We start from the raw sequence: 20762 nt of genomic DNA, 5'->3' as shown, positions 1-20762 counted from the left end.
GGGCTGTGTCAGACTAGTGGATGGTGTGCGCTTTCTCAGGCGCCGCCTTCGCCGTCGTCCGACGAGAGGGAGTGAATGGACGAGATGCCCACCCGCGCTCAGGCGCGAGCTCACGAGAAGTCTGCCGGTCCCTCCGTCGCCCGGCACGGACGCCTCAAGCGGCACCACCCGTTCAAGACCATCGCCGCCCTCCTCGCGGGCGTTCTCGCCGTCGCGGGCATCAGCACGGCCGGCGTCGCCGCCTACGCGGCCTACGATGTCGCGACCAGCCTCAAGCCGGCCGTCAAGCTGGTCGACGCCAAGGGAAAGGTCGTCACCCCGGGTATCGGCGCGATGAACGGCGCCTTCAACGTCCTCCTCGCCGGCAGCGACTCCGGCGGCGGCAACGCGGCCTACGGCGACCGCGAAGAGAACCTCAACGATGTGACGATGCTGCTGCACGTCTCGGCCGACCACAAGAACGCCACGGTCGTCAGCTTCCCCCGCGACATGTACGTCTCCATCCCGTCCTGCCCCGACCCCAAGGGCGGCAGCTTCGACTCGATGAGCCGCCAGAAGATCAACAACAGCCTCAGCTACGGCGGTCTGGCCTGCACCGTCCTCACGGTCGAGAAGCTGACCGGTCTCGACATCCCTTACGCGGGCGTCATCCAGTTCGACGGCGTGATCGAGATGTCGAACGCCGTGGGGGGCGTCTCCGTGTGCGTCGCGGGCGACATCTCCGACCCCTACACCGGCCTCGATGTGAAGGCCGGCGAGAACACCCTCCAGGGTCAGCAGGCGCTCGCGTTCCTCCGCACCCGCCACGGTGTGGGCGACGGCTCCGACCTCGGCCGCATCAGCAACCAGCAGGTCTTCCTGTCGGCGCTCGTGCGCACGATCAAGAGCGCGGACACCCTGGCCAACCCGGTCAAGGTCTACGGGCTCGCGAAGGCGGCGACGAGCAACATCTCGCTGTCCGAGAGCCTCAACAACCCGACGACCATCGCCTCCATGGCCATGGCTCTCAAGAACATCGACGTGTCCAAGGTCGTCTTCGTGCAGTACCCGAACCACTACGAGGGTGACGGCGTCGCGCCGACCAAGGACGCCGCCGACACCCTGATGCAGGCGCTCCAGGACGACAAGGCGGTCACGCTGACCGGCGACACCGGCGTGGGGTCGGAGGCCGACCCGAACGCGCCGGCGGCGCAGGCTCCGGCCGCAGGTGCCACGCAGGCGCCGACCGACGGCTCGACGACCGCCCCTACCTCCCCGACCACCGCGCCGACGGACGGCTCGTCCGTCGAGCTTCCGTCGGACGTGCACGGTCAGACGGCCGCGCAGGTGACCTGCTCGAAGCCCTACCAGGACTGACGCAGGCCCGGGAGCGCTCGACCGCACCCTGGCGGGAATGGACCGCCCGGGTGCAGACTTGAAGTAAATGGAGGTTCGTCCTCCCACGTAGACCCATCGTGTATCTACCTCGCGCCGGCTCGCCCGGCGGACCAAGGCGGCACTTGAAGCCCGCGGTCCGCCGCGGAACACAGAAGGCCCGAGTTCACGAATGACGCGCACGTCCCCCTCCGAAGGCACGCAGCAACAGCCGACCACCTTGCTGCGCGCCGCCGGATTCTCGTACTTCCCCGTCGCCCTGCTGGCGCGCCTCCCGTACGCCATGATGGTCGTCGGCGTGCTGACCCTCGTGGTCTCCGCGCGTGGCGAGCTGTCCCTCGGCGGTCTCACGTCGGCGATGGTCGGCGTCGGCACCGCGATCTTCGGCCCGCTGATCGGCGCCGCGGCCGACCGGATCGGACAGCGCGGCGTCGTGCTGACGGCTGGGATCGCGAACAGCGTCGCGCTCCTGGCGATGGCGTGGGTCGCGTTCAGCACGTCGCCCGACTTCGTCGTCCTCATCGTCGCGTTCGTGATCGGCGCGACCGCTCCGCAGGTCTCGCCGATGTCGCGCAGCCGGCTCGTGGGCATCATCGCGAGCCGGCTCCCCGGCGACCGGCACGCCGCCGTGCTCAACGGCACGATGGCGTACGAGTCGGCCGCCGACGAGGTCGTGTTCGTCTTCGGGCCGTTCATCGTCGGCCTTCTCGCGACGACCCTGAACCCGGCCGCGCCGATCATCGGCGCCGCTGTGCTGACGGTCGTGTTCGTGTCGGCGTTCGCGCTGCACCGCAGCGGCGCCGCGCGCCCGACGGCGGACGACGGCCTCCCGGTGCGGCAGGCTCCCGCGCGCGAGCTGTTCCGGCCCGGGCTGGCGGCCGTCACGGTCGGCGTGCTCGGCATGGGCCTGTTCTTCGGCTCGATGCTCACCGCCTTGACGTCGTTCCTGTCAGACTTCGGCCACCCGGAGCAGGCCGGACTGGTCTACGGCGTGATGGGCGTCGGGTCCGCGGCCCTCGCTCTGGGCGTCGCATGGTTCCCGTTGCGGTTCTCGCTGCGCTGGCGCTGGCTGACCTTCGCCGGCCTCCTCGTGGCGTCGACGTTCGCGCTGCCCTTCGCGACGACGGTTCCCGGGGTGATTCTGGTGCTGCTGATCGCCGGCTTCGGCGTCGGCCCCACGCTGGTGACGCAATACAGCTTCGGCGCCGAGCGCAGCCCGCTGGGCCGTTCGGCCACCGTCATGACGATCCTCGGCTCGGCGGTCATCGTCGGCCAGTCGGCGTCCTCCGCGCTGGTCGGCGCCCTCGCGCAGAGCGCCGGCACCCACGTCGCGATGTACGCCCCGCTCGTGTCGGCACTGGTCGTGCTCGCCGCCGGCATCGCGAACGTCATCATCACCGGTCGCCGCCCCCGCTGAGTGGTTCGAGATGTGCGCCGAATGCGGCGTTCGGCGGCGCCTATCGCCGCATTCGGCGCAAATCCGCTGGCCTGTAGACTGCAACGGCGCCGCTAAGCCGGCGCCGGGAGGGCTGTCCGAGCGGCCGATGGAGCCAGTCTTGAAAACTGGTGGGCAGAAATGTCTCGTGGGTTCGAATCCCACGCCCTCCGCGCTCGTGGCGTTTCCCGCGTACGACGCGACCGCCGTCGTCCATGCGGTGACGACGGTGCATCCGATGGACACGGCGCCGGCGTTCGATGCGTCTGTCGGGCTGGGCAGGCGCTAGTGCGAGACACTTCCCGTGTCGCACGTGGTAGTGCGCTCGGGCGGGTGCACGCCGGTCTCGAGTGACGTTCGATGCCCTGCTGAGTCAACGACGTAGACCGAAATCGTAGGAGTGACTCCAGCGCACGACATGGCCTGCTGGTTGGTGTCCGGAATCATCAGGTAGAACTTGTTCGAAGCGCCAGAGGCGAGTGTCACGGGCAGCGGGCAGGGAGTCGTTTTGGTTGCGCCCGGGTCATCGCAATTCGGGTTAGGAATCGAAAGGGCCGTCTTTTGTCCGGCGCGGACCCCGAGATCCGTGACGATTCCGCTCCCCTTTCCGATGTTCGACGCCGTAACGATCACATAGAGGCGGTGATCTGGTCCGGCGAGCGGGGCGCGCTCGCCAGACTTCAGGACCGTGTACTTTTCCGTCTTCACGTCGTAGACCTCGATGTCGCCTTTCAGCTTGAGATTCTCTGCAATCGCCTCACGTGCGACATCCACCTGAGCCCAGGTGGCTTGGGCCGTCCAAAAGGACACTCCAACCGCGAGAATCGACAGGGCTAGAGAAATCCACGACACGATCGGGTGACCTCCGTCACGCCCGCGCCCCGTCCAACTGGGGGCTGTGCTATTTGTCTTCGCCCTGGTTGACATAACACGATGGTGCCATAACTGAGGAATGCTTACTATTCGGATTCGTTGCGCACCACCGAGCGAGGGCGGGTGCGGCCGGGCATCGTGGATTCAGCGCGGTACCCCTCCATCAGGCGCCACCAGTTCTAGGTATTTCGGGCGCTCGGCGGCCCGCCGGATACTGATGCCGATGTAACGCATGAAACGAAGACGCCAAACGCGCCGACGTCCGCCGCAGAAAGCCGACCCGAAATGCCGACCACAGACACCATCACCGCCGACCCGCCTTCGACTCTCGTCACCGACCGCTGCGGGTTCTTCGACGCCCCGCACGCCCACTTCTGGGAGTACACGAACGGGCACCTGGTGTGCGCGTTCTGCGACGAGAAGCGACCGTTCACGACGTAAGCCCTGCTCGCACCGAGGCAGGGACCGCCGGCCCCTGGATACGTCCGCGCCGGCATGCGATCCTCGACCCATGACCGATCTCCCCGCCCCCATCCAGTCCTTCATCGACACCACCAACCGCGCCGACACCGAGGCGTTCGTCGCCCTGTTCACCGACGATGCGCATCTGGAGGACTGGGGCCGCGTCTTCCGCGGTCGCGACGGCGCACGGTCGTGGAACGCGAGCGACAACATCGGCAAGCAGGCGCACTTCGTGGTCGACGGCGTCGAGCGCGAGGGCGACGAGTGGGTGGTGACGGTCACCGTGACGGGCAACGGGTTCAACGGCACCAGCCCGATCCGCTTCGAGGTCGACGGCGATCGCATCTCCCGCATGGTGATCGCGCCGTAACCGGCGCTGTCTCGCGCGTACCGTGTGCCGCGTGCAGACCTTCCTCCCGTTTCCGTCCTTCGCGCAGAGCGTCCGCGTGCTCGATCGTCCGCGGATGGGCAAGCAGCGGGTCGAAGCGCTGCAGGTCTTGAGGGCGATCACGGTCCCGGGGTACGGCTGGCGCAACCATCCCGTCTCAAAGATGTGGCGCGGCTACCTGCCCGCCTTGACGAAGTACGCGCTGGAGTCGGCGGACGCGTGGATCGAGCGGGGGCACGCCGACACCGTGCGGCCGCAGGTGCTCGCATTCGCTCCGGAGGTCGCAGGGCTCCGCCAGGACGAGCTCGAAGTCCCGCCATGGATCGGCGATCCCGAATTCCATCGCAGCCACCAGTCGAATCTGATCCGCAAGGACCCGGTGTTCTACGGTCCGCTTTTCCCCGGAGTGCCGGACGACCTCGCATATGTCTGGCCGGCGGCGACACGGGAGGCGGACGGTACGCCGGTGGCGTGATGCGGGCCGCACAGCATGGGAACATATGCCATGCCCAGCGCACCCAATCTCAGCGTTCTGGGCCGTTTCCGCATCGCGGTGTCCGACGCCGCCTCGCTGCGTGCGTGGACGGTCGACGCCAACGACGGCATCATCGGCACCGCCGGTGTGCTGGAGGGCTTCGCCGGAGCGGGCGCGAGCGATTCGACGCTGTTGACCGCCGCCATCGTCGCGACCGTCGCCGGGGCGCTCGGTCTCGGAGGCGCGAAGTGGTCGGAGGAGGCGGCGGAGCGCGACGCTCAGCTCCGGGTCGCGCGGGAGGAGGCCGCGCAGCTCGAACTGAGCCCGGCCGAGGAGATGCTCGAGCTCTCCGAGTACTACGAGTCGAAAGGGCTGAGCACCGAACTGGCCCGGCTCGTCGCCGAGCAGCTGACGGCGCGTGACGCGCTCGGAGCCCAGCTGGAGACCGAGCATGGGATCACGGAGGTGATGTCTCGGGCGGCTCCGGTCTGGGCGGGGGTTTCGGCCTCCCTCGCGTTCGCGGTGGGCGCGCTCGTGCCGTTGTTGATCACCCTGCTGGTGCCGGCACAGATCGAAGCGTGGGCTGTGCTCTTCGCGGTCGTCGCCTCGCTCGTCCTGACCTCCATCGTGAGTGCGCGAACCGGCCGCACCGGGGTGCTGCGAACGGTCGGACGCTCGCTCACCGTCGGCATCGGCACGCTCGGCGTCAGCTATCTCGCGGGGCTGCTGATCTTCTAGGGCGCTCAGCGCGTGCGGGACCGTCGCCTCCGCATGACGCCGATGACGATCAGGGCCAGCCCGATCACCAGCACGATCGGCCCGACGGTCGCCCACAGCGGGGAGCCGCTCATGGCGGAACCGCCCAGCACGTCGATGCCCTGCAACAGCCAGACCAGTCCGATGGCGGCGAGGATCACTCCGGGGATGACGAACGGCAGGCTCGACTTCATGTGCACACAGTAAGCCGGGGTCGGGTCGCTGTGAGTGCCCGATTGACTCGGCTCAAATAGATCGCTACTGTCGGACGACGGACATCAGACGTCCGACATGAAAATCTCATCCTTTTCGACCGCAGACGCTTGGAAGGAACGCATGAAGTCCACCGACAACATGAGCCGCGGGAGGGGCCGGCGGATCGCCGCGGCCGCCGGCCTGCTCAGCGCCGCCCTGCTCATCCCGATGGCGTCCCCGGCCCTCGCCGCCCCCGCAGCCGACACCGCGCCGAGCTACTCCGAGCAGGTGCTCGCGAGCAACGGCGACAACGCGATCGACCCCGTACTCGGCAAGTACTACCGCATCGTCGCGCTCGCCGACCTGGGCGGCGGCGTGGTCCTCGCCGCCTACGACGGACGCCCCGACGGCGGCGACTCGCCGTCGCCGAACTCCATCGTCCAGCGTCGCAGCACCGACGGCGGCAAGACCTGGGGTGCACCCACCTACATCGCGCGCGGCCAGGTCGCGACGACGGGCGTACTGCGTTACGGCTTCAGCGATCCCAGCTATGTCGTCGACAAGGAGACCGGCACCGTCTTCAACTTCCACGTCTACTCGAAAGACCAGGGCTTCGGAGGCAGCGCCTACGGCACCGACGACGCCGACCGCCAGGTCATCGGCACGGAGGTCTCCGTCTCCACCGACGGCGGGCTGAGCTGGTCCACGGATCCCACGAACATGCCGTCGCTGCCGGTGCCGTCCGGCTATGCGTCCGGTTCCGCCTACTCCGGATTCGCCGGGCCGCTGGTCACCTCGGTGGCCAAGCCGGTCGGATCCGCGGTCAATGGCGTGGCGAACGTGGGAGGCGTCGCCGGCGAGTTCGCGTCGTCCGGCGAAGGCATCCAGCTGAAGTACGGTGCGCACAAGGGGCGCCTGATCCAGCAGTTCGCCGGAACGGTGAAGCAGGCTGACGGGACGACCGCTGTCCAGGCCTACAGCGTCTACTCCGACGACCACGGCGCGAGCTGGCACCGGGGGGCGTTCGTCGGCACCGGCATGGACGAGAACAAGGTCGTGGAGCTGTCCGACGGGCACGTCATGCTGAACTCGCGCGACCACGACGGCGGCGGCGGACGCAAGGTCGCAATCTCCACGGACGGCGGCGCCACGTATGGACCCGTCCGCTACGACGCCAGCCTGGTCGACCCCACCAACAACGCGGGCCTGACCCGGATGTTCCCCGACGCGGCCGAGGGCACGCCGGAAGCCAAGGTGCTGCTGTTCTCGAACGCGAACAACCGCTCCAGCCGCAGCAACGGCACCGTGCGCTACTCGTGCGACGACGGAACGACGTGGAGCGCGGGCACGCAGTTCAAGGCCGGCGCCATGAGCTACTCCACGCTCACGGCTCTCTCGGACGGCAGCTTCGGGATCCTGTACGAGGGCGACTCCAACACCATCACCTTCGGGCGGTTCAATGCCGCATGGGTCGGCGCCTTCTGTGACGCGAGCCTGAAAGTCGCACCCGTCACGGCGGACAACGGCGCCACGGTGAACGCGGCGTTCACGGTGGCCAACACGTCGGCAGCGGCCATCGACGGAGCGACGGCGACGTTTGCGCCGCAGGCCGGCTGGACGTTCGGCTCGGCGCAGGTGCCCTCCATCCCGGCTGGTGGCACCGCGACGGTTCAGGTTCCCGTCACCATCCCCTCCTACGCCAAAGCGGGCAGCGCCACCATCTCGGCGCGGGCCACCGTGCTGGGCCACGTGCTCAGCGCCTCCGTGCCGGTGACGATCACGGGAGGCTCCGCCCAGACCATCGTGGGCGCGGCGATCACCGGCGCCCGCACCGACGCCGCCCGCGACCTTGGCGCCAACCCGTACGCTGCCGGCGATTCGGTGCCCTACTCGTTCGCCGTCGCGAGCACCGGCAATATCACGGAGTCCGTCGTTCCGGTGTCCGGGAACGTGGCGCCGTTCGTTCCTCCGGGCGCAGGCAACTGCCGGTTCCTGGTCCTGCCGGTGTGGGGGAGCTACTCCTGCACCACGCCGAAGCACGTCGTCACGGCGGAGGAGGCGGCGAACGGCTACTTCGTCCCGGTGACGACGTGGCAGGTCACGGGCACGGGGGCCACAACGCAGAACTACACCATCAGCGGTGCGGAGGTGGACCTGATGGTCCGCGACCCCCGCGTCGCCGGCACGGCCTCCCTGGCCTGGAACGACGCCGACGGCAACGGCGTCGCGAACACGGGCGACACTGTCACCACCGCCGTCACGGTGACCAACACGGGCAACGTGCCTCTCACGGACGTGTCCGTGGCAGGGGTCGGTTCGACGGTGGCGAGTCTGGCGGTCGGCGAGTCCACCACCCTCCATTCCGTTCGCAGCGTCACCGCGGCGGAGCTGGCGGCCGGGCGGGTGGCGGCCTCCGACATCGCCGTCGCAGGGAGCAACGGCGCGAAGACGGCCTCCGTCGAGCTCACGGCGGCGGCGCTGACGCTGCCGGTGGTTCCGCCGAAGCCGACGACCACGCCCGCGGTCGACCGCGCCAAGCTCGCCGGCGAACCGCCGGTCGACCTCGGCTTGCAGGAGGGCAAGTACCGCGTCGGCGACACCGTCGAGCTGCACGGCGCCCCGGAGAACGCCTGGGGATACGTGTATCTCAACCAGCACGGGCAGCGGTTCGGATGGTTCCTCGCCGACGCGCACGGCACCATCACCTTCACAGTCCCGCCGGGGACGAAGAACGGCAAGGACACCCTGGTGCTGCTGGGTGCGGATGGCGCGCAAGTCTCCTTCGGGACCTTCCACGTCACTCCGTAGGGGGCGAGCCATGATCGGGCCGTCACGCTTCACGGCGTGGCGGCCCGAGCGCGCGGTATCGTCGAATCACCGGAACCGTTGCGGAACGGAGTGGAACGATGACGTTTTTCGACCCTGCAGTGTGGGGCGGCCGCCTCTACAGCGGCGGCTGGGTGACCGGCCACGGCGGCGAGCACACCGTCGTCGAGCCTGCGACGGGCGCGGCGATCGGCAGCTACTCGGAGGCCTCCCGCGACGACCTCGCGCAGGCCGCAGCCGTCGCCGAACGGGCGCAGCGGTCGTGGGAGCGGGTGTCGCCCGACGAGAAGGCGGCCATCCTCCGTCGCGCCGGCTCACTCATCGACGAGCACGCCGACGTGCTGGTCGACTGGCTCGTTCGCGAGGCGGGATCGGGTCAGGGTAAAGCGCACTTCGAGGCCGGGCTCGTCTCCTCCGAGTTCTACCTGGCGGCGGGCACCGCCCTCGCGCCGTACGGGCAGCTGCTGCGCAGCGGCAAGCCGCGACTGAGCCTGGCCCGTCGCCGGCCGGTGGGCACGGTCGGTGTGATCTCGCCGTTCAACTTCCCTGGCATCCTCTCTGCGCGCTCGATCGCGCCGGCGCTGGCGCTGGGCAACGCGGTCATCCTCAAGCCCGACCCCCGCACGGCGGTGGCCGGAGGACTCTTCCTCGCCGCGGTGCTCGAGGAGGCCGGGCTGCCGGAAGGCGTCTTCCAGGTCCTCCCCGGCGGTGCGCCGATCGGCGTGGCTCTGATCGAGGAGCCGAGTGTGCGGGTCATCTCGTTCACCGGATCCACGGCGGCCGGACGCGCGGTCGGCGAGCTGGCCGGCCGGCTGCTCAAGCGCGCCCACCTGGAGCTGGGCGGCAACAACGCCCTCATCGTCCTCGACGACGTCGACGTGCCCGCCGCGGTGTCGGCCGGGGCCTGGGGCTCGTTCCTGCACCAGGGGCAGATCTGCATGACCACCGGGCGGCACCTGGTCCACGAACGGATCTACGACGAGTACGTCGAGCGCCTCGCTCGCACGGCGGAGGGCCTCCCGGCGGGCGACCCGACCACCGGCACACCGCTCGGCCCGCTGATCGACGCGGGTCAGCGCGACAAGGTGCACGCTCTCGTGACGTCCACGGTCGACGCCGGTGCGCGGCTCGCCGCGGGAGGCACGTACTCCGACCTCTTCTACCAACCGACGGTGCTCGCGGAGGTCGGTCCCGACCAACCGGCGTTCACGGAGGAGATCTTCGGGCCCGTTGCGCCGGTGCTGAAGTTCGCCGACCTCGATGAGGCCGTGGACATCGTCAACCGCAGCGAATACGGGCTGTCGCTCGGCATCCTCGCCCGCGACGCGTTCGCGGCGTACGAGCTGGCCGAGCGCATCCCGAGCGGCATCGTGCACATCAACGACCAGACCGTCGACGACGAGGCCGTCGCGCCCTTCGGAGGCGTCGGCTTCTCGGGGACCGGCAGCCGCTTCGGCGGTCACGACGCCAACATCGAGGCGTTCACCGAGACCCAGTGGGTCACCATCCAGAGTGCCATCGAGCGCTACCCCTTCTGACCCGCGGTCGGGGTGACGAGATTTGCGGCAAATGCGGCGTTATGCGGCCCGAATCGCCACATTTGCCGCAAATCTCGGCTAGCGGCGGCCGGCCCAGGGGTCGTAGTCGGCGAGGAGGTCGCCCTGGGGCGGGCGCTCGGCCTCCGGCACGTGCTGGAGGTTGACCCGCACGCGGTACCACTGCGAGCTCGAGCCGCGCATGCCGTCGATGAGTTCGTCGGCGGGGTGGAGGCGCGCCGCGGCCTCCGGGTGGAGGTCCCGCCAGCGCGCCAGCGCCTCGGTCGCCTCGGGCTTGGTCTTGGTGCGCGCCACCTCGATGAGTGGCATCTGCGACACGCGTCTTCCGGCGCCGTCGCCGGCGCGCGGCGGCTTCTCGGCCGGCCCGAGCCGCGCGGCGAGAGCCAGCAACGCCTCGAGCGAGCCCGCCGCGGCGTCGATGCCCTCGTGCGGATCGCCGCGCTCGGCGAACCGGGTCAGCACCGTCGGCACGGTGAACTCCGACGGCCGGCGGGAACGCGCCTCGTCCCAGTCGAGCGGCGTCGACACCCGCGCGTCCGGCAGCGGGCGCACCGAGTAGGCGGAGGCGACCGTGCGGTCCTTCGCGTTCTGGTTGAAGTCGACGAACACGCTCTCGCCGCGCTCCTCCTTCCACCAGCGCGCCGTCGCCAGCCCGGGCGCACGGTTCTCGACTTCGCGCGCGAGCGTCTCGGCCGCGAGCCGCACGTCGGCGAAGCCCCAGCGCGGCTCGATGCGCACGAGGATGTGGAGGCCGCGGGAGCCGCTCGTCTTCGGCCAGCCGACGAGGCCGTGGTCCTCCAGCACCTCCCGGGCGATGAAGGCGACGTCGACGATCTGCGACCAGTCGACGCCCGGCATCGGGTCGAGGTCCACCCGCAGTTCGTCGGGATGGTCGAGGTCGTCCGCCCGCACGGCGTGCGGGTTGAGGTCGAGGCAGCCGAGGTTCGAGACCCAGGCGAGGCCGGCCGCGTCGCGCACCACCGCCTCTTCGGCCGACGTGCCGCGGGCGTAGTGCAGGGTGGCCGTGTCGACATAGTCGGGATGGCCCTCCGGCACGCGCTTCTGGAAGAACGGCTCCTGGGTGAGCCCCTTGACGAACCGCTTGAGCACCATCGGCCGCCCGCCGGCGCCGCGAAGCGCGCCATCGGCGACCGCGACGTAGTAGCGCGCGAGGTCGAGCTTGGTCAGCCCCGGCTCGGGGAACACCACCTTGTCCGGACTCGAGATGCGCACCTCGTGGCCGCCGACCTCGAGGAACGTCTCGGACTTCGACGACGGAGTCATGCCGCCACGTTAGCCGCGAGCGCGACCTCCGGCCAGGGGTCTCACCGCCCGGAGATCGCCTCCCGCAACAGCTCGACCGGCACCTTGGGCGTGCGGTCGTCCCGCAGCAGACCGTTGGTCTCCTGCCCGGTGTCCGCCAGCTGGGTGTAGCAGAACCCCGCGAGCACGCTCGAATCGGTGACGGCGCCGATCAGCCCGGTCACGCGCTCGCCGAAGTCGGAGGCGTCGCGGGCCGAGGAGTACCCCCAGGCGTCGGCGACGTCGTGGTCGATCCAGCTCACGCCTCCGAACTCGGTCAGCATGATCGGACGGGCCGGCTCCGAGTCGCGCAGCTGGATGCGGCGCCCCGCGGGACCCGGCCCGGCGATCAGCTGGTCGAGGGCCGCTCGGCTGCCGTAGCGCCGGCCCAGCACGTCGGGGTCGTCCTCGTAATCGTGGATCGTGATCAGATCCGAGTCCGTGTGCTCCCAGCCGTCGTTCGAGATCACCGGGCGGGTGCCGTCGATGGCGCGGGTCAGGTCGGTCAGGCCGCGGCTGTAGGCGCGCTGGCGAGGGTCGTGCGAGATGTGCTGCACCCCCCAGCTCTCGTTGAGCGGCACCCAGGCGATGATCGAGGGGTGCGAGCGATCCCGCTGGACCAGCTGCATCCACTCCTCGGTGAGCAGCTGCACAGAGCGCGCCGAGAACTCGTACGCGCTCGCGGTCTCCGCCCAGATCAGCAGACCCAGCCGGTCGGCCCAGTAGAGGAAACGCGGGTCCTCCGCCTTCTGGTGCACACGCGCGGTGTTGAAGCCCAGCTCGAGGATGAGTTCGACCTCCCGGCGCAGCGCGTCGGCGGAGGGCGCGGCCAGGTGCGACTGCGGCCAGTAGTTCTGAGAGAGCACGGCGCGCACGTAGAACGGGCGGTCGTTGAGCAGGAGGCAGCAGTCGTCCGTGCGCACAGTCCGCAGCCCCAGGTAGCTGGCGACGGCATCGCCGCCGCCGCCGCCCGCACCCTCGCCATCGCTTTCGAGCGCGATCGTCGCGCTCAGCAACCGCGGGTTCGCCGGCGACCACAGCAGCTCCTCGTACTGCTGGCCGTTGCGCTGCCGCGAGAGCGCGAGGCGCAGGTGGGAGGTCGTGTCGAGCACCCGGTAGCGGGTCTCGGCGAGCAGCTCTCCCTCGTGCTCGATCCGCACGGCGGCCCAGACATCGCCCGACGGGCGCGTGTTCAGCACGAGCTCCAGGTCGACCGATCCGGCGTCGGCCGCGGTGTTCCAGGCGAGCGACTCGACGTGGAGGCCGGGCACGGCCTCCAGCCACACCGGCTGCCAGATGCCGGTGGTGCGGTGGTACCAGATCGAGTGCGGGGACTCCTTCCAGTCCTGCTTGCCGCGCGGGATCGACACGTCGAGCGGGTCGTCGACCGCGCGCACGACGAGCTCGTTCGCGCCCTCTCCGTCAACGATGCCGCCGACCTCGAAGTGGAACGGGGTCTGCCCTCCGACGTGGTGGCCGAGGTAGCGGCCGTTGAGCCAGACGTCGGCGGCGAAGTCCACGGCGCCGAAGTGCAGCAGCACGCGCGGGCGGTCGGAGGCCAGCCCGGCGGCGGCCAGCTCGCCCGCGCCGAACGTGCGGCGGTACCAGACGACCGGGTGGTAGCCGGTGTCGCCGATGCCGGAGAGCTCCGACTCGGGCGGGTAGGGGACGACGATGGTCCGGTCGAACACGACGGCCTCTGGCGCCTGCTCGGGCCCTGCCCCGAAGGCGAACTCCCATTCGCCGCCGAGGTCGTGCCAGTGGCGGCGGACGAGCTGCGGACGGGGGTAGCCGCCGTCCTGCTGCAGGGGGTCGGGGAGCTGGTCTGCGGTCATGCGCTGATCCTCGTGACGATCTGGAAGGGGACGGTGGTGTCGCCCGCGGGCGGGGAATCGGCGAGCAGCAGCTCCAGCGCGAGGCCGGCGAGCGCCGCCTTGTCCGGCGCGACGGTCGTGAGGGGCGGGGTGCTGTAGCGGCCCTCCTCGATGTCGTCGAAGCCGATGACGGCGACGTCCTCCGGCACGCGCAGCCCGGCTTCGCCGAGGGCGTGCAGCGCACCGAGGGCCATCAGGTCGTTGAAGGCGAAGACGGCGTCGAAGGGCACGCCCTCCGCGAGCAGTCCTTCGATCGCCGCCACGCCGTCGCTGCGGCGGAAGTCGATGACCTCCCGGATCAGCGCGGGGTCCTCGGCGATCCCGGCCTCCTTCAGCGCGGCACGGTAGCCCCCGAGCCGCAGCTCGGCGGTCTCGCGCGGCCCGGAGGCCTGGGCGCCGATCGCGGCGATCCTCCGGCGGCCGGAGCGCAGGAGGTGCTCGGTCGCCGCCTGCGCGGCGGCGGCGTTCTCGACGGTCACGTGCGGGAACCGCGACTCGCCGACGTGCTCGCCGAGCAGCACGATCGGGGTGGAGTCCTGGCGGTCGGCGAGGTCGCTCGCGGTGAGGGCGAGCGGTGAGAGGATGAGCCCGTCCATCACCGGGATGCCGACGCCGTCGCTGATGCGGCGCTCGGCGTCGGCCTGCCCATTGGTCTGGTTGATGAGCACGGTGATCGAGCGGTCGGAGGCCGCGGCGACGATGGCGGACGCGAGCTCGGCGAAGTACGGCTGGCTGAGGTCCGGGATGGCCAGGGCGACCATTCCGCTGCGGCCGCTGCGCAGCTGGCGCGCGGCCGAATTGGGTCGGTAGCCGAGCTCGTCGATCGCCTCCCGCACGCGCGTCTTGAGGTCGTCGCGCACCCATCCGGTGCCGTTGATGACGTTCGAGACGGTCTTCGCCGAGACGCCGACGTGGTCGCCGACGTCTTTCAGCGTCGTCCTGCGCATCAGCGTCTCCTTCGGTCGTCCGACGCGCAGCCCCAGCGACAGCGCTCTTTCGGTCAACGTTTACCATCGCACATGAGGTGTCACTTGTTCAACGATTACCGGTCGTGTATAACTTGATACCACATTCCCCGTTCAACGTTGAACGTCGCTTCGAAGGAGAAGACATGCGCTCACGTTCCCGCCGGGCCGGACGCCCGGCGCTCGCAGCAGTCACGGCGACCGTCGCGGCTGTGGCGCTGGCGCTGACCGGCTGCGCCGGCCAGGGGTCCGGCGGCAGCAACGCCAACACCGACCAGAACGGCAAGATCACCCTCAGCTTCTGGAACGGCAACACCGGACCGGATGGCCCCGCGATGCAGAAGGTGGTCGACGCCTTCAACGCCTCGCAGTCGAAGGTCGTGGTCAAGAACGTCACCATGCCGTGGGACACCCTGTACCAGAAGCTCCTCACCGGGGCGACCTCCAAGGGCGGCCCGGACATCGTCGCGCTCGACTTCTCGCGCGTCCCCGCCTACGCGTCGCAGGGGCTGTTCCAGCCGATCGACGACTATTACACCGGAGGCGCGCACGACTCGGGCAAGCTGCCCAAGACCGCGGTGGAGGCGTCGAAGTACGACGGCAAGAACTACGGCGTCCCGGTCGATATCGCGACCACGATGATGTACTACAACAAGGCGCTGTTCACGAAGGCCGGGCTCGACCCGAACAAGCCGCCGACGACGTGGGACGAGTTCGCCGCGATGGTCCCGAAGCTGACGACGACGCCGGCCGGCGCCTCCAAGCCCGACCAGTACGCGATCGCCCTCGCCGACCACGAGACCGTCGACATGTACCCGCCGTTCCTGTGGAACGCCGGGGGCGACATCGTCTCGAGCGACAACAAGAAGTCGACGCTCGACTCGGCGGCCAGCCTCAAGGCCCTGAACTTCTGGGTGGACCTCGTCAAGGACAAGCAGGCCTCCCCGATCGGCCTCTCCGGCGCCGACGCCGACAAGCTCTTCGCCACCGGCAAGGCCGCCATCGAGATCAACGGCCCGTGGGCGACGACCGGCTACAAGCAGGCGGGCATCGACTTCGGCGTCGCGCGTCCGTTCGCCGGCCCGTCGGGCAACTCCATCCTCGCCGACGTCGAGACCATGGCCCTGCCGGCCAAGGACGACAAGGCGACCAAGGAGGCCGCTTTCCAGTTCATGGAGTACTGGACGACCGAGAAGTCGCAGAAGACCTGGTCCGAGGGATCCGGCTTCGCCCCGCTCGAGTCGGAGGTCGGCGCGCAGATCACCGACAACCCGTACCCGGCGATCTTCGGCGCGAAGGACGTCGTCGACGACTCGCGGATCCTCCTGCCAGGGCTGCAGTCGGGCTCGTCGATCGTGCAGGACATCTTCTATCCGTCGCTGCAGAAGGCGCTGAATGGTCAGGGCTCGGTCGACGACGTCTTCAAGGCGGCGTCGCAGCAGGTGCAGGCCAAGTTGGACCAGAAGTAGCAGCAGTCCGCTCGGGCGGGGTCTGCGCACACGGACCCCGCCCGACTACTCGACCGCGCTCGCCGAATCGAAAGGCACCATGACCACCTCCACTCCGGTCGCCGCGAAGCCGAAGGCGGCTCGCGCGCCCCGCGGCTTCCTGCGCGGGCGGCGACGCGCTGCGCTCACGGCCTGGCTGTTCCTGGCGCCGTCGCTCCTCGCGCTGCTGCTGTTCACGGTCTATCCGATGGTCCAGGCCGCGTACCTCTCGTTCACGAACTACAACCTGATCCGCGCCGCGCAGTGGGTGGGCCTGGCCAACTACCAGGAGCTCTTCGGCGACCCGGCGTTCTGGAACGCGTTCTGGAACACCGTGGAGTACGCGGTGATCGTCACGCCCGTGACCGTGGTCCTGGCGCTTGCCCTCGCGGTGTTCCTCGACCGCGCCTTCCGCGGCCGCTCGTTCGTGCGGACCGCCATCTTCCTGCCGTTCATCGTGTCGCTCGGGATCATCGCCATCGCCTGGTCGTTCCTGCTCGACCCCAACATCGGCTTGATCTCGTACTGGCTCTCGAGCGTCGGCGTCGTCTCCAAGCAGGGCCTGCTCTCCGACCCCACCTGGGCGCTCCCCGCCGTGATGTTCGTCGGTGTCTGGAAGAACGTCGGCTTCTACATGGTGATCTACCTCGCCGGCCTCCAGTCGGTGCCGCTCGAACTGCACGAGGCCGCCCGGCTCGACGGCGCCGGCGTCTGGCAGCGCTTCCGCAACGTGACCCTCCCGCTGCTGTCGAACCAGACCATGCTCGTTTCGGTGATGGCCCTGATCGCGTCGCTGCAGGCGTTCGACCAGATCTACGTGATGACGCACGGCGGGCCGTTCTTCCGCACGGAGACGCTGGTCATGCTGATCTACCGCGAGGGCTTCCAGGAGCTGCGGTTCGGCTACGGCGCCGCGATCTCGTGGGTGCTGCTCGTGTTCGTGTTCCTTCTCTCCATGATCCAGTACGGCTTCTTCCAGCGCCGGCAAGTGAGGTACTGATGACCGCCACCCTCGAACGACCCACCGCACCCGCGGCCCCGGCGGTGCGCCGCCGGCGCCGCCCGCACTACACGAGCACGCGCAGCATCCTGCGCTGGCTGACGACCATCGCCGGCATCGTCATCGCGCTCGCCATGCTGTTGCCGATCATCTGGATGGCGTTCACCGCGTTCAAGCCGGAGGCCGACATCGTCACCTTCCCGCCGACGCTGTGGCCGCGCGAGTTCACGCTGCAGCACTTCATCGACGTGTGGAACCGCATCCCGTTCGCGCACCTCTACCTCAACACGATCGTGTTCGCCGGGTCGGTGACGGTGATCTCGCTGTTCTTCGACTCGATGGCCGCCTACGCGCTGGCCCGGCTCGAGTTCCGCGGCCGCAACGTCGTGCTCGTGCTGGTGCTGATCCTGCTCATGCTGCCGTTCCAGGTGACGCTCATCCCGCTGTACGACATGCTCAACGGGCTCGGGCTCACCAACAGCCTCCCGGGCATGATCATCCCGCGCGTGACCAACGCGTTCGGCATCTTCTTCCTGCGGCAGTTCTTCCTCTCGCTGCCGAAAGACCTCGAGGAGGCTGCGCGCGTCGACGGCGCGGGGGAGTGGCGCATCTACTGGCGTGTCATCATGCCGCTCGCCAAGCCCGCACTGCTGACGCTGGGGCTCTTCCATTTCCAGTACAACTGGAACGACCTCCTCTGGCCGCTCATCATGTCGTCCGACCTCGACAACGCGACGCTGCCCGCCGGCCTCGCCCTGTTCATGGGCCAGCACGTGGTCGAGTACGGCCTGCTGATGGCCGGCTCGCTGCTCGCGCTGCTGCCGGTGGTCATCTTCTTCCTCGTCATCCAGCGAAGTTTCGTCGCGGGCATCGCGACGACCGGACTCAAGTAGCCTCTCCGCGCCTCCCGCGCCTCCCGCGCCTCCCGAAAGGACCCCATGACCACCCACTGGCTCCGCGACGAGCGCCTCCACTTCGGCGTCGGCATCGAAGACACCTTCGTGCCTCAACAGGGCATCGGCCGCCGCCCGATCGACGAGTACGAGCTGATGCAGCACTACGAGAACTGGCGGGAGGACCTCGACCTCGCGGTGGAGGCCGGCGCCGAGTTCATCCGCTGGGGCATCCCGTGGTACCTCGTCGAGCCGCGCCCCGGCGAGTTCGACTGGAGCTGGCTCGACGAGGTCAGCGCCCACATGCAGAGCATCGGGCTGCGCTGCGTCGTCGACCTGATGCACTACGGCACCCCGCTCTGGCTCGACAACCAGTTCGTCAACGCGACCTACCCCGAGCGCGTCGCGTCGTACGCGCGCGCCGTCGCCGAACGCTACGCCGGCGTCTGGGACGACTTCACGCCGCTCAACGAGCCGGTCATCAACGCGATCTACTGCGGGGAGGACGGCACCTGGCCTCCGTACCTCACCGGCGACGACGGCTTCGCCAAGGTCATCGTCGCCCTCGCGAAGGGCATGGTGCGCACTCAGCAGGAGATCGCCGCGGTCAACCCGTCGGCGCGGTTCGTGCACGTCGACGCCGGCTTCCGCTGGGAGGGCGACGACCTGCCGCTGAGTCGCGAGGTGCTCGAGGAGCGCCGGTTCATCTCGCTCGACCTGATCACCGGGCGGGTCGTGCCGGGCCACGCGATGCACGCGTATCTCACCGGCAACGGCATCCGCGAGGACGACCTGGCGTGGTTCGCGGACAACGCGGTGACGCCCGACTACGTCGGCGTCAACTACTACCCGGGCTTCACCACGGTCCGGTACCGGGCCGACGGCGGCACCGACCCGGTGGAGGCCGGCACCGCGGGCCTCCGCGACCTCATCGAGCTCTACTGGAACCGGTACGGACTGCCGATCGTGGTCACCGAGACCTCCCGCGGCGGCTCGGTCGAGTCGCGGCTGACCTGGCTCGGCGAGTCGCTGGAGGAGGTCGAGAACCTGCGCTCGGAAGGCATACCGGTGCTGGGCTACACCTGGTTCCCGTTCTTCACCCTGGTCGACTGGCTGTACCGCCACGACGCCAAGCCCGCCGACGACTGGTTCGTGCACATGGGCCTGGTGGATGTCGTACGCGGCGCGGACCGCCGGCTCGCGCGAGTGCGCACCGAGGCCTTCCGAGCGTTCCAGGAGCGGGTGCAGGAGGGCGCCGCGGTTCGCGGTTGACGCAGGTTCTGTCGGCTCACTGCAGGCAGAACTCGTTGCCCTCCGGGTCGCGCATCATGATGGCGAACTCGTCGTAGGGGCCCCACTTGCCGTCGAGCACCTTCTCGACGGTGGCGCCGAGCGCGACCAGCCGGTCCCGCTCGGCCTCCACCTCCTCGCGGGTGGCATGGCGGCCGGTCGACGGGCTGATGTCGAGGTGCATGCGGTTGCGCTGGCGCTTCTCGTGGTCGTACCGGGCGAAGTAGAAGCGCTGGTGCGCGGGATCCTCGTCCCACGCGACTGCGCGCGCGGCGAGGTCGTCGTCGGTGAGGCCGGCGGCGCGCAGCTCGGCCTCCTCCTCGGGCGTCAGCCACTCGGGCTCGGGATAGCCCATGACGGCGGCCCAGAATCGGGCGAGCGCCGCGGGATCGTGGGCGTGGAAGGTGACGTTGGCGATCCGTGCGGTCATGGTGGGGAGTCTAGGCCGCGGTGCGTGGTCGCCAGGGGAGCCCACGCATTCATCGTCGATACCACTGAATGCCAGAACCGCCCACTGTTGGATTTGCTGAATCAGGGTGCCTAGCATCGAGCCTGACGACCCGTCACGAAAGGAACGACAGTGCAGTTCAGGTACCTGGGAAACTCCGGCTTCAAGATCTCCGAGATCACCTACGGAAACTGGCTGACCCACGGCTCGCAGATCGAGAACGACACCGCGACCGCGTGCGTCCGTGCTGCGCTCGACGCCGGGATCACCACCTTCGACACCGCCGACGTCTACGCCAACACCGCGGCCGAGACCGTGCTCGGCGAGGCGCTGAAGGGCGAGCGCCGCCAGTCGCTCGAGATCTTCACCAAGGTGTTCGGGCCCACCGGGCCCAAGGGGCACAACGACGTCGGGCTCTCGCGCAAGCACATCATGGAGTCGATCGACGCATCGCTTTCGCGCCTGCAGACCGACTACGTCGACCTCTACCAGGCACACCGCTTCGACTTCGAGACCCCGCTCGAGGAGACGATGCAGGCGTTCGCCGACGTTGTGCGTCAGGGCAAGGCCCTCTACATCGGCGTGAGCGAGTGGACGGCCGACCAGTTGCGAGCCGGAGCCGCGCTCGCGAAGGAGCTGAACTTCCAGCTGATCTCGAACCAGCCCGAGTACTCGGCGCTGTGGCGGGTCATCGAGGCGGAGGTCGTGCCGACCTCCAAGGAGCTCGGCATCTCGCAGATCGTCTGGTCGCCGGTGGCGCAGGGCGTGCTGAGCGGCAAGTACCTCCCGGGCGCGCCGCTGCCCGAGGGCAGCCGCGCCACCGACGAGAAGGGCGGCGCGGGCGCTGTGAAGCGCTGGCTGTCGGACGACGTGCTCACGCGCGTGCAGCAGCTGACGCCGATCGCGCAGGAGATCGGCCTCACGCCGGCGCAGCTCGCGGTCGCCTGGGTGCTGCAGAACGACAACGTCGCGACCGCGATCATCGGCGCCTCCCGGCCCGAGCAGGTCGTGGAGAACGTGAAGGCCTCCGGCGTCACCATCCCGGCCGAGCTGCTCGGCCGGATCGACGAGGTGCTCGGCGGCGCCGTCGAGCGCGACGCGAGCCACACCGCGACCCGCTCCCCGCAGACCCGCGAGGCCTGACCCGCGACGCCTGACCCGCG

20 protein-coding genes and 1 tRNA gene are annotated in these 20762 nt (G+C 69.4%); 15 read left to right on the top strand and 6 right to left on the bottom strand.

Annotated features, from left to right (window positions below):
• Positions 1 to 75: 75 nt before the first annotated feature.
• The 4 genes from AC0HS0_RS05940 (at position 76) to AC0HS0_RS05925 (ending at position 3098) form a co-directional block, all read left to right on the top strand.
• Positions 76 to 1356, top strand: coding sequence for an LCP family protein (locus tag AC0HS0_RS05940; RefSeq protein WP_472962432.1), 1281 nt, complete (start codon positions 76 to 78; stop codon positions 1354 to 1356).
• A 190-nt stretch (positions 1357 to 1546) separates the two neighbouring features.
• Positions 1547 to 2791 (top strand): MFS transporter, encoded by a 1245-nt coding sequence (locus AC0HS0_RS05935; RefSeq protein ID WP_472962431.1) that lies wholly within the window; start codon positions 1547 to 1549, stop codon positions 2789 to 2791.
• Between the two features lie 106 nt (positions 2792 to 2897).
• Positions 2898 to 2982 (top strand) — tRNA-Ser (locus AC0HS0_RS05930).
• Positions 2958 to 3098 (top strand): hypothetical protein, encoded by a 141-nt coding sequence (locus tag AC0HS0_RS05925; protein WP_472962430.1) that lies wholly within the window; start codon positions 2958 to 2960, stop codon positions 3096 to 3098. The genes AC0HS0_RS05930 and AC0HS0_RS05925 overlap by 25 nt, the downstream gene beginning before the upstream one ends.
• Here AC0HS0_RS05925 and AC0HS0_RS05920 read toward each other — a convergent pair.
• Positions 3095 to 3583: a hypothetical protein gene (locus AC0HS0_RS05920; protein ID WP_472962429.1), complete on the bottom strand. Its 489-nt coding sequence runs from the start codon at positions 3581 to 3583 to the stop codon at positions 3095 to 3097. The genes AC0HS0_RS05925 and AC0HS0_RS05920 overlap by 4 nt on opposite strands.
• 384 nt (positions 3584 to 3967) lie before the next feature.
• On the opposite strand from AC0HS0_RS05920, the gene AC0HS0_RS05915 reads away from it, so the two are divergent.
• The 4 genes from AC0HS0_RS05915 (at position 3968) to AC0HS0_RS05900 (ending at position 5745) form a co-directional block, all read left to right on the top strand.
• Positions 3968 to 4123: a hypothetical protein gene (locus tag AC0HS0_RS05915; protein WP_472962427.1), complete on the top strand. Its 156-nt coding sequence runs from the start codon at positions 3968 to 3970 to the stop codon at positions 4121 to 4123.
• Between the two features lie 70 nt (positions 4124 to 4193).
• On the top strand, positions 4194 to 4514 hold the full coding sequence (locus AC0HS0_RS05910) for a nuclear transport factor 2 family protein (protein ID WP_472962425.1): 321 nt from the start codon (positions 4194 to 4196) through the stop codon (positions 4512 to 4514).
• 31 nt (positions 4515 to 4545) lie between these two features.
• Positions 4546 to 5007: an MSMEG_6728 family protein gene (locus AC0HS0_RS05905; protein WP_472962424.1), complete on the top strand. Its 462-nt coding sequence runs from the start codon at positions 4546 to 4548 to the stop codon at positions 5005 to 5007.
• Between the two features lie 30 nt (positions 5008 to 5037).
• Positions 5038 to 5745, top strand: a complete 708-nt coding sequence (locus AC0HS0_RS05900) for a VIT1/CCC1 transporter family protein (RefSeq protein ID WP_472962422.1) — start codon at positions 5038 to 5040, stop codon at positions 5743 to 5745.
• Between the two features lie 5 nt (positions 5746 to 5750).
• Here AC0HS0_RS05900 and AC0HS0_RS05895 read toward each other — a convergent pair whose 3' ends face one another.
• Positions 5751 to 5957 carry a hypothetical protein gene (locus tag AC0HS0_RS05895; RefSeq protein ID WP_472962420.1) on the bottom strand — a complete coding sequence of 69 codons (207 nt, stop codon included), beginning with the start codon at positions 5955 to 5957 and terminating at the stop codon, positions 5751 to 5753.
• Positions 5958 to 6099: 142 nt separating this feature from the next.
• Here AC0HS0_RS05895 and AC0HS0_RS05890 point away from each other — a divergent pair, with 142 nt between their 5' ends.
• Both AC0HS0_RS05890 and AC0HS0_RS05885 read left to right on the top strand, forming a co-directional pair.
• Positions 6100 to 8766 carry an exo-alpha-sialidase gene (locus AC0HS0_RS05890; protein ID WP_472962418.1) on the top strand — a complete coding sequence of 889 codons (2667 nt, stop codon included), beginning with the start codon at positions 6100 to 6102 and terminating at the stop codon, positions 8764 to 8766.
• A gap of 98 nt (positions 8767 to 8864) precedes the next feature.
• Positions 8865 to 10322: an aldehyde dehydrogenase family protein gene (locus AC0HS0_RS05885; RefSeq protein WP_472962417.1), complete on the top strand. Its 1458-nt coding sequence runs from the start codon at positions 8865 to 8867 to the stop codon at positions 10320 to 10322.
• Positions 10323 to 10400: 78 nt separating this feature from the next.
• On the opposite strand, the gene AC0HS0_RS05880 is transcribed toward AC0HS0_RS05885, so the two are convergent.
• The 3 genes from AC0HS0_RS05880 to AC0HS0_RS05870 are packed head-to-tail and all read right to left on the bottom strand — an operon-like array spanning position 10401 to position 14463.
• Positions 10401 to 11624 (bottom strand): DNA polymerase domain-containing protein, encoded by a 1224-nt coding sequence (locus tag AC0HS0_RS05880; RefSeq protein WP_472962416.1) that lies wholly within the window; start codon positions 11622 to 11624, stop codon positions 10401 to 10403.
• Between the two features lie 41 nt (positions 11625 to 11665).
• Positions 11666 to 13477, bottom strand: a complete 1812-nt coding sequence (locus AC0HS0_RS05875; protein ID WP_472962414.1) for a glycoside hydrolase family 2 protein — start codon at positions 13475 to 13477, stop codon at positions 11666 to 11668.
• On the bottom strand, positions 13474 to 14463 hold the full coding sequence (locus AC0HS0_RS05870) for a LacI family DNA-binding transcriptional regulator (RefSeq protein WP_472962413.1): 990 nt from the start codon (positions 14461 to 14463) through the stop codon (positions 13474 to 13476). The genes AC0HS0_RS05875 and AC0HS0_RS05870 overlap by 4 nt, the downstream gene beginning before the upstream one ends.
• Before the next feature lie 164 nt (positions 14464 to 14627).
• Between AC0HS0_RS05870 and AC0HS0_RS05865 the strand changes: the two genes are divergently transcribed.
• The 4 genes from AC0HS0_RS05865 to AC0HS0_RS05850 all read left to right on the top strand — a co-directional run bounded on the left by AC0HS0_RS05865 (position 14628) and on the right by AC0HS0_RS05850 (position 19133).
• On the top strand, positions 14628 to 15950 hold the full coding sequence (locus AC0HS0_RS05865; RefSeq protein ID WP_472962411.1) for an ABC transporter substrate-binding protein: 1323 nt from the start codon (positions 14628 to 14630) through the stop codon (positions 15948 to 15950).
• Between the two features lie 79 nt (positions 15951 to 16029).
• Positions 16030 to 16968 (top strand): carbohydrate ABC transporter permease, encoded by a 939-nt coding sequence (locus AC0HS0_RS05860; protein WP_472962410.1) that lies wholly within the window; start codon positions 16030 to 16032, stop codon positions 16966 to 16968.
• Positions 16968 to 17861, top strand: coding sequence for a carbohydrate ABC transporter permease (locus tag AC0HS0_RS05855; RefSeq protein WP_472962409.1), 894 nt, complete (start codon positions 16968 to 16970; stop codon positions 17859 to 17861). The genes AC0HS0_RS05860 and AC0HS0_RS05855 overlap by 1 nt, the downstream gene beginning before the upstream one ends.
• Before the next feature lie 45 nt (positions 17862 to 17906).
• Positions 17907 to 19133: a family 1 glycosylhydrolase gene (locus AC0HS0_RS05850; protein ID WP_472962408.1), complete on the top strand. Its 1227-nt coding sequence runs from the start codon at positions 17907 to 17909 to the stop codon at positions 19131 to 19133.
• Between the two features lie 16 nt (positions 19134 to 19149).
• Here the strand turns inward: AC0HS0_RS05850 and AC0HS0_RS05845 are convergent, their stop codons facing one another.
• On the bottom strand, positions 19150 to 19581 hold the full coding sequence (locus tag AC0HS0_RS05845; RefSeq protein ID WP_472962407.1) for a VOC family protein: 432 nt from the start codon (positions 19579 to 19581) through the stop codon (positions 19150 to 19152).
• Between the two features lie 150 nt (positions 19582 to 19731).
• Between AC0HS0_RS05845 and AC0HS0_RS05840 the strand changes: the two genes are divergently transcribed.
• On the top strand, positions 19732 to 20742 hold the full coding sequence (locus AC0HS0_RS05840; RefSeq protein ID WP_472962406.1) for an aldo/keto reductase family protein: 1011 nt from the start codon (positions 19732 to 19734) through the stop codon (positions 20740 to 20742).
• Positions 20743 to 20762: the final 20 nt, after the last annotated feature.

Source organism: Leifsonia sp. PARNA 1/14, from assembly GCF_055720965.1.
Note: the sequence above shows the minus strand (reverse complement) of the source record. Positions and strands in the feature narration are given on the sequence as shown.